The sequence below is a fragment of the Micromonospora echinofusca genome (assembly GCF_017614955.1).
Lineage (GTDB): Bacteria > Actinomycetota > Actinomycetes > Mycobacteriales > Micromonosporaceae > Micromonospora > Micromonospora echinofusca_A.
Map to the genome: position 1 here is coordinate 1 of NZ_WVUH01000247.1, position 11,240 is coordinate 11,240.

Genomic DNA, 11,240 nt, shown 5'->3' on the forward strand with positions numbered 1-11,240 from the left:
CCCGGGACCGGCCGTCGGTCCGGTCGCCCACCCGTTCCCGGGACCGTCCGTCGACCGCCGGCCGGTTCCCCCACCACCGGCCGCCCACCAACCGGTCGTGCCACGGCCGGCACCCACGCCCCCGCCGGGGCCCGCACCGGTGCCCGGTCCGTCCGGGCGGGGACTGAAACGCCGTCGTCCGCAGCCGGCACCGCCGGACTTCCAGCCTCCCCGGGGGTACGTCCCGGTGGCGGTACGCCGCAAGCGGCGCTGGCCGGGTCGGATGATGTTGCTGACCCTGCTCACCATCGCCTGCTGCTGCGGCTGCCCGGCCTACTTCGGCAAACCCGTCTGGGAGCAGTACCCGGCCGACGCGTCCCTACCGGAGCAGGTCCGGGACCTGACCCTGCGGGACGACCCGGCCAGCCAGCGCCTGACCCAGCGCCTGGACCAGGAGACCCGGGCGGCCCACCTGCTCGCCGACGGGACCTTCGCCGGCGTGTACCACACCAGCAGCAAGCAGGTGATCGTCTTCGGCAGCACCGGGCTCCGGTTCACCCCCGAACAGGACATGACCGACGAGTTGACCCGGCTCAGTACGACCTACCAGATCACCGGCATCGAGCCCATCGAGACCGGCCTGCGCGGCCAGTACCAGAGCTGCGGCACCGGCCGGCTCGACGGCACCGCCGTGGTGGTGTGCACCTGGGCCGACCACGGCAGCCTGGGCACCGGGGTGTTCACCCGCCTCTCGGTGACCGACAGCGCCGCCCTGCTCGCGGAGTTCCGCGACGGGATCGTCACCCGGGGTTGACCACCCGGGAGGCTGACCGGCGGCCGGGCTCGCGGTAACCGGCCCGCGCCGACGTCCCGGGCGGCGAGAATCGGTTCATGACGCGGCGCTGGCTCTTCGCCGACCAACTGGGGCCGCACTTCCTCGACGACCGGCGGCAGCCGGTGCTGCTGATCGAGTCGAAGGCGGTCTTCCGCCGTCGGGTGTACCACCGGCAGAAGGCGCACCTGATCCTGTCCGCGCTACGGCACCGGGCGGCGGAACTGGGCGACCAGGCCCGGTTCGTCCAAGCCGAGACCTACCGGGCGGCGCTGCGAAAGGTACGCGAGCCGGTCGAGGTGTGCCATCCCACGTCCCGGGCGGCGAAGGAGTTCGTGCACCGGCTGGACCGGGTCACGGTGCTCCCGCCCCGGGGCTTCGTGACCGGCCTGGACGACTTCGCCGCCTGGGCGGGTACCGCCCGGGGCGCGCTGCGGATGGAGAACTTCTACCGGTACGCCCGTCAGCGGCACGACGTGCTGATGGACGGGGACGGGCCGGTCGGCGGCCGGTGGAGCCTGGACGAGGAGAACCGCGAACCGCCCCCGAAGGGGACGGCACGGCTGGATGTCCCCGCCCCGCCGATGCCGAAGGAGGACGACATCGACGCGGAGGTCCGGGCCGAGCTGGACCGCTGGGAACGCGAGGGGATCCGGTTCGTCGGGCGGGACGGCCCCCGCCGGTTCCCGGCCACCCGTGCCGAGGCCACCGCCCGGTTGCGGCACTTCCTGCGGCACCGGCTGCCGCTGTTCGGTCCGTACGAGGACGCCATGCTGGCCGACGACCCGTGGCTGGCGCACAGCCTGCTCTCCTCCTCGTTCAACCTCGGACTGCTCGACCCGATGGAGGCGGTACGCGGCGCGGAACGCGCGTACCGGGACGGCAAGGCACCGCTGCCCAGCGTGGAGGGGTTCGTCCGGCAGCTCGTCGGCTGGCGGGACTTCGTCTGGCACCTCTACTGGCACTTCGAACCGGGCTACGGCGGCAGCAACCGGCTGGGCGCGCGTACCCCGGTACCGGCCTGGTTCGCCGACCTGGACGCCGACGCGGTCCAGGCGCACTGCCTGCGCGACGTGCTAGCCGGGGTACGCGACCACGGCTGGGTGCACCACATCCCCCGGCTGATGGTGCTGGGCAACTACGCCCTGCAACGCGGCTGGCGGCCGGCGGAACTGGTCGAATGGTTCCACCGCTGCTTCGTGGACGGCTACGCCTGGGTGATGACGGTGAACGTCGTCGGCATGAGCCAGTACGCCGACCTGGGCCGGATGTCCACCAAGCCGTACGCCTCGGGCGGGGCGTACATCAACCGGATGAGCGACTACTGCGGCGGCTGCCGGTACGACCCGAAACGCCGGGTCGGCGAGAAGGGCTGCCCGTACACCGCCGGCTACTGGGCCTTCCTGGCCCGTACCCGGGACCGGATACCACCCAACGCCCGGATGGCGCGCACCCTCAAGCAACTCGACCGGTTGACCGATCTCGACCAGGTGGTCGCGCAGGAGAAGGAGCGCGGCGCGGATCCGCCGTGACGGTCAGCCCTGCGGGGTGGGCGCGTTCTTCGCGGGCGCGTACCTCGGCACGTACTCCTGCCCGGTGAGCCGCTGGATCTCGCTCATGATCTCGTCGGTCATCTCCCGCAGCGACGTCCGGTCGTCGGAACGTCCGGTGAACTCCAGCGGTTTGCCGAACCGGACGGTGACCCGCCCGGCCCCGAGCCGGGGCATCCGGGCGCCGATCGGCTGCACCCGGTCGGTACCGATCATGCCGACCGGGACGACCGGCACCCCGGCGGCCAGGGCCAGCCGGGCCGCTCCGGTCCGGCCCCGGTAGAGCCGACCGTCGGGGGAACGGGTGCCCTCCGGGTAGACCGCGACCAGTTCGCCGGCGCGCAGCGCCGGGATCGCCGCGTCGAAGGCGGAGAGTGCGGCCCGGCCACCGGCCCGCTCGACCGGGATGGCCCCGAGCCCACCGATCACCGTCTTGGTCAGCCAGCCCCGGAAGCCGGTACCGGTGAAGTACTCCGACTTGGCCCAGAAGGCGATGTGCCGGGGTACCACCGCACCGAGGAAGAGTTCGTCGGCCACCGACAGGTGGTTGCCGGCGAAGATCGCGCCACCGGTCTCCGGTACGTTCTCCAGCCCCTCCACGGTCGGGCGCCAGCCGAGTCGCATGCCGTTGCCCACGGTGAGCTTGCCGATGGTGTAGAGCAGCGGCACGGGTCCTCCGGCGGTCGTGCTGATGGAGCGGGCGGTCTCACGTTACCCACCCCCTCAGGCGGCGGGAACGGTGACCCGCTACTGACCCGGATGGTGGATGGGCACCACCGTTGAGCAGCGTCGACGCGACGATCCGACCGTTGTGGACGAGGCCGGTACGGCTGCGACCGCCGTCACAGTCGGGACCGGTCACACCGCCCTCGCGCACCCCGTCCTGATGGTGACCGATCCAGCACAGGGAGGTACCAGATGCAACGGATGAACCTGGCCGCGGTGGCCCCGGAGGCGTACCGCGCGGTCCTCGGGATGGAGAGCTACGTCCGGGGCGCCGTCGACCACCGGTTGCTCGAACTGGTGAAGATCCGGGCCTCGGTCCTGAACGGCTGCGCGTTCTGCGTCGACATGCACACCCGGGACGCCCTCGCGGCCGGCGAGACCAGCCGGCGGCTCTTCGCCGTCGCCGCGTGGCGGGAGGCACCCTTCTTCGACGAGCGGGAGCGGGCGGCCCTCGCCCTCACCGACGCCGTCACCCGGCTCGGCGAGCACGGCGTACCGGACGACGTCTGGGACACGGCGGCGAAGCACTGGTCGGAGCGGGAACTCGCCGACCTGGTGGTGGCGATCGCCACCATCAACGTGTGGAACCGGATCGCGGTGAGCACCCGGGCGCAGCCGCCGGCCGACCACTGACCGGCGGCCGGGCCGCCACCGCAGCAGACACCTGTGGCGGCGGCCCGGTCAGGCCGTCCGATTTCCCGGTCACGTCATCCGGCCTCCGCCGCCGACGTCCGGGCAGCCGACCTCAGGCCAGCTCGGGGAACCAGAGCGCGATCTCCCGCTTGGCGCTGTCCACCGAGTCCGAGGCGTGCACCAGGTTCTCCCGGTTCGACAGCGACAGGTCACCCCGGATCGTCCCGGCGGCGGCCTTCCGCCCGTCGGTGGCCCCGACCAGGCCCCGGACCACGTCGATGACCTGGTCGCCGGAGAGGACCAGGGCGACCAGCGCACCGCCGGTCATGAAGTCCTTCAGCGGCGGGTAGAACGCCTTGTCCACGTGCTCGGCGTAGTGTTCGTCGGCGAGCTGCGCGTCCATCGTCCGGGACACCATCGCGTCGATCCGCAGACCCTTGCGCTCGAAGCGGCCGATGATCTCGCCCACCAGGCCCCGCCGGACCGCGTCGGGCTTGATCAGTACGAGCGTGCGCTCGTCCGGGTTGCTGCTGGACACGCTGGTTCCTCCTGGGAGCGGTACGGTCTCTGGCTGGGTACGGTCAGCCTAGCGAGCCACCCCCGGCGCCGCTGCGCCGGCCGGGCGGGTCGGTCCCGCATGCCCGGCGGAGTCTTCCCCTGCATGGCGGGTCCGGCCTAGCCTGGCCTTAACCCAGGGAGGTCCACTGTGGCGAATGCCCAACGACCGGTCGCACCCGCGCGTAAACTGCTCGCCGCGCTGCTCGGCACCGTGGCCACCTTCATCACCCTGTTCGGACTGGGCATGACCAGCTGGGCGATCGTCGCCCTCGGGGTCGCCCTGGTGGCGCTGTCGATCGCGCTGGGCACGGTACGCAGCGGCGGGCGGGCCTGGGTGATCGGCTCCGCCCACGTGCAGAGCGTCTCCGAGCCCCCCGCGTCGTACGCGTTCGGCCGCTGCGAGGTGCAGATCGTGATCGACGCGCCCGGTCTGCCGCCCCGGTCCAAGAAACTCATCGAGCCCCGGGTGCCGGTGGCGAAGTGGCCGGTACCGGGGCAGACCCTGCCGGTCCGGGTGGCCATCGACGACCAGCGGCGGGTACGCATCCTCTGGGACGAGGTCCCCACGCACGCCGAGGCGGCCGCCGCCGCAGCCGCCGCCGGCCTGCCGCCGGAGTTCGACGAGCCCCCGCTCGACGAGGTGCTGATCGGCCAGGACGCCCCGCCGTGGGCCCGCCGCGAACAGGACCCACCGCCGTGGACCACCCGGTCCACCGACGACGACCTCCTGCCACCCATCGGTGACCCGGTGCCCGCCGGCCCGGTCGACGACCTCGACGGCCTGCCGGACGACCGGGAGCCGGTGGTGGTCCGGCACACCCCGGGCGGGCTGGTGGTCCTGGAGGGCACCCTGGTCGAGGCGCCGGCCGCCGCGCCACTGCCCCGCCGGCCGGCCGCCGCCCCGGCGGTCACCCCGGCCCGGGTCGACCAGGAGGCCGAGCCGACGGTGGAGGTCACCACCGTGGACCCGGGCCGGGCCGACGGGCCCACCCTCGCGCCGGCCGGCGACGAGCGGAGCCGGCGAAACGAGCGCAACGACCGGGACGAACTGATCGACCTGCCCCTCGACGACCTGCCCACCGGCCTGGACGACGACCTGGTCGACCCCGACCTCTACCCGGCCGAGCCGGCCACCACCGGGGCACCGATCAGTGGCGTCGGGATCACACTGCTCGTCACCGACCTGCTCCGGTCGGTCGCCTTCTACACCGACACCCTCGGCTTCCTGGAGATCGACGGCGGCGACGGGAACGCGGTTCTCGCCTCCGGCAGTACCCGGCTCGTACTCCGGGAGATCACCGAGGCGGCCCCGATCAACCGCCGGCTGGTCCACCTCAACCTGGAGGTGCCGGACATCGACGCCGCCCACGAACGGCTGCGCGACGCCGGGGTCCGGTTCACCTACGCCCCCCGGGTGGTCAACCGGGGTAACCGGCTGGAGCTGTGGGCGGCGGCGTTCCGCGACCCCGACGGGCACGGCATCGCGCTGACCCAGTGGCGCGACCGCGTCACCGACTGACCCCGGAAACGACGGTCGGGCCGGTGGGATACCCACCGGCCCGACCGCGGTCCGTCGCCCGCGACTCTCAGCCCAGGATCGCCCGCCGCACGTGCAGCACGTACGCCCAGACCAGCGCGAAGGTCACCCCGAGTACGAAGAGCGACCAGTGCAGGAACCCGGCGAGCATCAGCAACCCCTGGAGCGCTGTGCCGGCGTGCCACGCCCAGCCCCGGTCGAGCAGCCGGGAGAGCACCACGGCGAGCACCGCCAGGGCGACGATCACCCCGATCGTGGTACCGGTCAACTCGCCGCCCAGGACCCGGATCGGCTGGATCGCCAGCAGCAGCACCAGCGTCTCCAGGATCAGCGTCCCGGCACCGAGCCCCTTCACCGCCCGGCCCGGGTTCCGCAGGCCCGACGGACGGCCCTCCCCCGGCCCGCCGGTACCCGACTGCGGCCCGGTCATTTCTTCAGCAACCGGCGGGCGTCGGCGACGGTCACCACCGAACCGGTGATCAGCACGCCCACCCCGCTCAACTCGCCCGGTACGTCCGACTCGGCCAACGCCACCGCCGCCTCGATGGCGTCCGGCATGTCGGCGGCCACCTCGACCCGGTCCGGACCGAACACCTCCTCGGCCAGCCGGCCCAACTCGTCGGCGGGCATCGCCCGGGGTGAGCTGTTCCGGGTCACCACCACCGCGTCGACCACCGGTTCGAGCAGCTCCAGCAGGCTCGGCGCGTCCTTGTCGGCCAGTACGCCGACCACCGCGACCAGCCGGCTGAACGCGAACTCCTCCTGCAACGCGGTGACCGTGGCGGCCATGCCGTGCGGGTTGTGCGCCCCGTCGAGCAGTACCGTCGGCGCGGTGCGGACCTTCTCCAGCCGGCCCGGGGAGCTGGCGGTGGCGAAGCCCTCCCGGACCGTCGCGACGTCGAGCTGCCGGTTCGCCCCGGCACCCAGGAACGCCTCGACCGCGGCGAGCGCCACAGCGGCGTTCTGCGCCTGGTGCGCGCCGTGCAGCGGGATGAACACCTCGTCGTAGACCCCACCGAGCCCCTGCAACGTGAGTACCTGCCCGCCGACCGCCACCGACCGGCGCAGTACCCCGAACTCGGCGCCCTCGCGGGCGATGGTGGCCCCCACCTCGGCGCAGCGTTCCAGGATCGGCCGGGCGGCCTCCTCGTCCTGCGCGGCGGCGACCACCGTGGCCCCCTTGTGGATGATGCCCGCCTTGGCCAGCGCGATGTCCTCGATCCGGTCGCCGAGCCACTCGGTGTGGTCCAGGCCGATCGGGGTCAGCACGCACACCCCGGCGTGCAGCACGTTGGTGGCGTCCTCGGCACCGCCGAGCCCGACCTCCACCACCGCCACGTCCACCGGCGCGTCGGCGAACGTGGCGAAGGCCAGCGCGGTGGTCATGTCGAAGTAGGTCAGCGGCTCGTCCGCGCGCTGGTCGACCAGCTCGGCCAGCGGCGCCACCTCGCGGTACGTGCTGACGAACCGTTCCTCGCTGACCGGCTCGCCGTCCAGGCTGATCCGCTCCCGGACGGTCTCCAGGTGCGGGCTGGTGTACCGGCCGGTGTGCAGGCCGAACGCCCGCAGCACCGAGTCGATCATGCGGGCCGTGGAGGTCTTGCCGTTCGTACCGGTCAGGTGGATCGACGGGTACGCCCGCTGCGGACTGCCCAACAGGTCGAGCAGTTCGGAGATCCGGTCCAGGTCGAAGACCATCCGGGTGAAGCCGCGCTGGGCCAGCGCGGCGTCCACCTGGACGAAGTCGGAGCGGTCGGTCACGAGGGCAGCGCCTCCAGAGCAGCGGTGATCCGGGCCAGGTCGGCCTCGGCGGTGGCGAGTCGTTCCCGGATCTTGGCGACCACCGGTTCCGGGGCCTTGCCGAGGAAGGCCGGGTTGTCGAGCTTCGCCCGGGCCTGGGCGGCCTCCTTCTCCGCCGCCGCCCGGTCCTTGGTCAACCGGGCCCGTTCCGCGGCCACGTCGATCGAGCCCCGGGTGTCCAGCGCCACGCTGACCGCACCGGCGACCGCGAGGGTGGCGCTGGCCTGGAAGTCGTCACCCGCCTCGTCGAGACGCACCAGCGACCGGATCAGCGGCTTGTGCGCGGCGATGCCCGCCCCGGTCAGCCCGTCGAGCCGGGCGGCGACCCGCTGGGCCGGCCGCAGCCCCTGGTCGGACCGGAACCGGCGGATCTCGGTCACCACCGTCTGGAGGGTCGCGATCTCCGCCTCGGCGGCGGTGTCCGCCTGCTCCCCGGCCACCGTCGGCCAGGCTGCGGTCAGCACGGTGTCCTGGCCGGTGAGCGCGGTCCAGAGCTCCTCGGTGACGAACGGGATGACCGGGTGCAGCAGGCGCAGCAGCTGGTCCAGCACGTGCCCGAGGACCCGGCGGGACACCTCGGCCTGCTCGCCCCCGCCGGCCAGCACCGGCTTGGACAGTTCCACGTACCAGTCGCAGACGTCGTCCCAGGCGAAGTGGTACAGCACGTCGCAGACCTTCGCGAACTCGTACGCCTCGAACAGCTCGTTGACCTCGGCGACGGTGGACGCGAGCCGGGACAGGATCCACCGGTCGACGGTGGAGAGCTGCGCTCCGGCGGGCACCGGCCCGGTGCAGTGCGCGCCGTTCATCAACGCGAACCGGGTGGCGTTCCAGAGCTTGTTGCAGAAGTTCCGCGAGCCCTGGCACCACTCCTCGCTGACCGGCACGTCCTGGCCGGGGTTGGCACCCCGGGCCAGGGTGAACCGGGTCGCGTCCGCGCCGAACCGGTCGATCCAGTCCAGCGGGTCGACCACGTTGCCGAACGTCTTCGACATCTTCTTGCCGAACTGGTCCCGGACCATGCCGTGCAGTGCGATCACGTCGAACGGCGGCCGGCCGTCCATCGCGTACAGGCCGAACATCATCATCCGGGCCACCCAGAAGAACAGGATGTCGTACCCGGTGACCAGCACACTGGTCGGGTAGAACTTCGCCAGGTCGGCGGTCTGCTCCGGCCAGCCGAGGGTGGAGAACGGCCACAGCCCGCTGGAGAACCAGGTGTCCAGCACGTCCTCGTCCTGGTGCCAGCCGTCACCGGTCGGCGGCTGCTCGTCCGGGCCGACGCAGACCACCTCGCCGTCCGGGCCGTACCAGACCGGGATCCGGTGCCCCCACCAGAGCTGGCGGGAGATGCACCAGTCGTGCATGTTGTCGACCCAGGCGAAGTAGCGCTTGGCCATGTCGGCCGGCTCGATGCGCACCCGCCCGTCGCGCACCGCGTCGCCGGCCGCCTTGGCCAGCGGGCTGGTGTTGATGAACCACTGGAGGGACAGCCGGGGCTCCACCGTCGTCCGGCACCGCGAGCAGTGCCCGACCGCGTGCACGTACGGCCGCTTCTCGGCCACGATCCGGCCCTGCTCGCGCAGCGCGGCGACGATCGCCGGCCGGGCCTCGAAGCGGTCCAGCCCCTGGAACGGGCCGTGCGCGGTGATCACCCCGCGCTCGTCCATGATCGTCAGGGAGGGCAGGTCGTGCCGCTGGCCGATCTCGAAGTCGTTCGGGTCGTGCGCCGGCGTCACCTTCACCATGCCGGTCCCGAACGACGGGTCGACGTGCTCGTCACCCACGATCGGGATCCGCCGGCCGGTGAGCGGCAGCTCGACCTCGGTGCCGATCAGGTGCTTGTACCGCTCGTCGTCCGGGTGCACGGCCACTGCCGTGTCACCGAGCATGGTCTCCGCGCGGGTGGTCGCCACCACCACGTCGTCGCTGTACCGGATGGAGACCAGCTCGCCGTCGTCGTCGGTGTGCTCCACCTCGATGTCCGACAGCGCGGTCAGGCAGCGCGGGCACCAGTTGATGATGCGCTCGGCGCGGTAGATCAGCCCGTCGTCGAAGAGCTTCTTGAAGATGGTCTGCACGGCCCGGGAGAGGCCCTCGTCCATGGTGAAGCGCTCCCGGTCCCAGTCGACCGAGTCGCCCAGCCGGCGCATCTGGCCGAGGATCCTGCCGCCGGACTCGGCCTTCCACTGCCAGACCCGCTCGACGAAGCGTTCCCGCCCCAGGTCATGCCGGGACAGCCCTTCGGCGGCGAGCTGCCGCTCGACGACATTCTGGGTGGCGATGCCGGCGTGGTCCATACCGGGCAGCCAGAGCGCCTCGTACCCCTGCATCCGCTTGCGGCGGGTCAGGGCGTCCATCAGGGTGTGTTCGAAGGCGTGCCCCATGTGCAGCGAACCGGTCACGTTCGGCGGGGGGATCACGATGGTGAACGGGGGCTTCTCGCTGTCGGTGGAGGCGCGGAAGTATCCGGCGGCTACCCACTGCTCGTACCGTCGCTGCTCGACGTCGCCCGGCTGGTACTGGGCGGACAGGGTCGGGGCATCGGTGCGATGGGCATCCAGTCTCTCGGTCACCCACAAAGTCTACGGAGCGGTTCGGCGGACCTGACGTGCACCACCTCCTGTTCGCGTACGGTGGCGGCTATGTCCGATGCGCATCTTTCCGCCCGGCGCCCGCTGGACGAACCGCAGCCGGTCGAGTTGACTCCGGACCCGATCCCGCTGGGCTACCCGGATCCGGCCGAGGACCGTCGCCGGGGTGGTACCCCGGCCGGACGGCGCAAGCGGATCCTGCTCGGCGCGGTGCTCCTGGTCAGTCTGGCCGGCATCACTGCAGGCGGTGTCGCGGGCTGGCGGGTGCTCAGTCAGAAGGACGCCGTGCTGGAGGTACCCGCCGACGCGGGCGGCCTGCGCCGGGACGACAGCCAACGCGCCCTCGCCACCGCCGAGTACCTGCGCAGCGGCTTCGCGGCCGACATCGAGCTGGACCGCAGCATCGGTGCGGTCTACCAGGACCCGGCCGACCCGAAGCGGTCGGTGCTGGTGTTCGGCGGCACCACGCTGCTCTGGCAACCGGAACGCGACCTGGACAGTCTCTTCACCCTGATGTCCGACGAGACCGGCAAGGTCACCGGCATCCGTGACGTACCCGCCGGCGACCTGGGCGGGGTGATGAAGTGCGGCCGTACGACCGACGCGGAGGGCAGTTTCGCGGTGTGCGGGTGGGCCGACCACGGCAGCGTCGTGATGGCGATGTTCGCCGACCGGGACGTGGACAGTTCGGCCGCCCTGTTGCGCCAGCTCCGCCAGGACATGCAGTCCCGCCCGTAGGGCGGAGGAACGACAGCGCTCCTCACAGAATTGCGCCGAGACTAGGGCGCCCTGGTCGTTGCTGTACCTGTCGTCACGGCAGCGACCGGGGCACAGCCGGCACACCTCTCATATGCAGATACAGGTGTGGGCCACCCCCAAACGGGGTGGCCCACACCTGTGAAGATGTCCGGCGGCGTCCTACTCTCCCACACCCTCCCGAGTGCAGTACCATCGGCGCTGGAAGGCTTAGCTTCCGGGTTCGGAATGTAACCGGGCGTTTCCCCTCCGCCATGACCGCCGTAACCCTATCG

10 protein-coding genes and 1 rRNA gene are annotated in these 11,240 nt (G+C 72.0%); 5 read left to right on the forward strand and 6 right to left on the reverse strand.

Going from position 1 to position 11,240, the window contains the following annotated elements; translation table 11 throughout:
* Positions 1 to 793, forward strand: a 793-nt coding sequence (locus GSF22_RS23695; RefSeq protein WP_244453991.1) for a hypothetical protein, incomplete at its 5' end; no start/stop codon positions are given.
* 77 nt (positions 794 to 870) lie between these two features.
* Complete coding sequence (locus GSF22_RS23700; protein WP_208815941.1) at positions 871 to 2,343, forward strand: cryptochrome/photolyase family protein; 1,473 nt, start codon at positions 871 to 873, stop codon at positions 2,341 to 2,343.
* Between the two features lie 3 nt (positions 2,344 to 2,346).
* On the opposite strand, the gene GSF22_RS23705 is transcribed toward GSF22_RS23700, so the two are convergent.
* On the reverse strand, positions 2,347 to 3,030 hold the full coding sequence (locus tag GSF22_RS23705; protein ID WP_208815942.1) for a lysophospholipid acyltransferase family protein: 684 nt from the start codon (positions 3,028 to 3,030) through the stop codon (positions 2,347 to 2,349).
* A 249-nt stretch (positions 3,031 to 3,279) separates the two neighbouring features.
* On the opposite strand from GSF22_RS23705, the gene GSF22_RS23710 reads away from it, so the two are divergent.
* A complete protein-coding gene (locus GSF22_RS23710; protein WP_208815943.1) occupies positions 3,280 to 3,720 on the forward strand; it encodes a carboxymuconolactone decarboxylase family protein in 441 nt (146 codons plus the stop codon).
* 112 nt (positions 3,721 to 3,832) lie between these two features.
* Here the strand turns inward: GSF22_RS23710 and ndk are convergent, their stop codons facing one another.
* Entirely contained in the window at positions 3,833 to 4,258 is a 426-nt protein-coding gene (ndk, locus tag GSF22_RS23715) for a nucleoside-diphosphate kinase (protein WP_208815944.1), read from the reverse strand.
* A gap of 168 nt (positions 4,259 to 4,426) precedes the next feature.
* Here ndk and GSF22_RS23720 point away from each other — a divergent pair, with 168 nt between their 5' ends.
* Positions 4,427 to 5,797: a VOC family protein gene (locus GSF22_RS23720; protein WP_208815945.1), complete on the forward strand. Its 1,371-nt coding sequence runs from the start codon at positions 4,427 to 4,429 to the stop codon at positions 5,795 to 5,797.
* 67 nt (positions 5,798 to 5,864) lie between these two features.
* Here the strand turns inward: GSF22_RS23720 and GSF22_RS23725 are convergent, their stop codons facing one another.
* Genes GSF22_RS23725 through GSF22_RS23735 form a run of 3 tightly spaced genes read right to left on the reverse strand, consistent with a single transcriptional unit; the run spans position 5,865 to position 10,191 of the window.
* Entirely contained in the window at positions 5,865 to 6,245 is a 381-nt protein-coding gene (locus tag GSF22_RS23725; RefSeq protein WP_208815946.1) for a DUF4233 domain-containing protein, read from the reverse strand.
* Positions 6,242 to 7,513 carry a bifunctional folylpolyglutamate synthase/dihydrofolate synthase gene (locus tag GSF22_RS23730; RefSeq protein WP_244453995.1) on the reverse strand — a complete coding sequence of 424 codons (1,272 nt, stop codon included), beginning with the start codon at positions 7,511 to 7,513 and terminating at the stop codon, positions 6,242 to 6,244. Before GSF22_RS23730 ends, GSF22_RS23725 begins: the two co-directional genes overlap by 4 nt.
* Before the next feature lie 59 nt (positions 7,514 to 7,572).
* Positions 7,573 to 10,191, reverse strand: coding sequence for a valine--tRNA ligase (locus GSF22_RS23735; RefSeq protein ID WP_208815948.1), 2,619 nt, complete (start codon positions 10,189 to 10,191; stop codon positions 7,573 to 7,575).
* A gap of 69 nt (positions 10,192 to 10,260) precedes the next feature.
* Here GSF22_RS23735 and GSF22_RS23740 point away from each other — a divergent pair, with 69 nt between their 5' ends.
* A complete protein-coding gene (locus GSF22_RS23740; protein WP_208815949.1) occupies positions 10,261 to 10,947 on the forward strand; it encodes a hypothetical protein in 687 nt (228 codons plus the stop codon).
* Between the two features lie 167 nt (positions 10,948 to 11,114).
* Here GSF22_RS23740 and rrf read toward each other — a convergent pair.
* A 5S ribosomal RNA gene (gene rrf / locus GSF22_RS23745) occupies positions 11,115 to 11,231 on the reverse strand.
* Between the last annotated feature and the right edge of the window lie 9 nt (positions 11,232 to 11,240).

Coding starts and splice junctions, on each gene's coding strand:
- GSF22_RS23730 (WP_244453995.1), bottom strand. CDS start 7,513: ATGGTCTTCGACCTGGACCGGATCTCCGAACTGCTCGACCTGTTGGGC.
- GSF22_RS23725 (WP_208815946.1), bottom strand. CDS start 6,245: ATGACCGGGCCGCAGTCGGGTACCGGCGGGCCGGGGGAGGGCCGTCCG.
- GSF22_RS23700 (WP_208815941.1), top strand. CDS start 871: ATGACGCGGCGCTGGCTCTTCGCCGACCAACTGGGGCCGCACTTCCTC.
- GSF22_RS23710 (WP_208815943.1), top strand. CDS start 3,280: ATGCAACGGATGAACCTGGCCGCGGTGGCCCCGGAGGCGTACCGCGCG.
- GSF22_RS23740 (WP_208815949.1), top strand. CDS start 10,261: ATGTCCGATGCGCATCTTTCCGCCCGGCGCCCGCTGGACGAACCGCAG.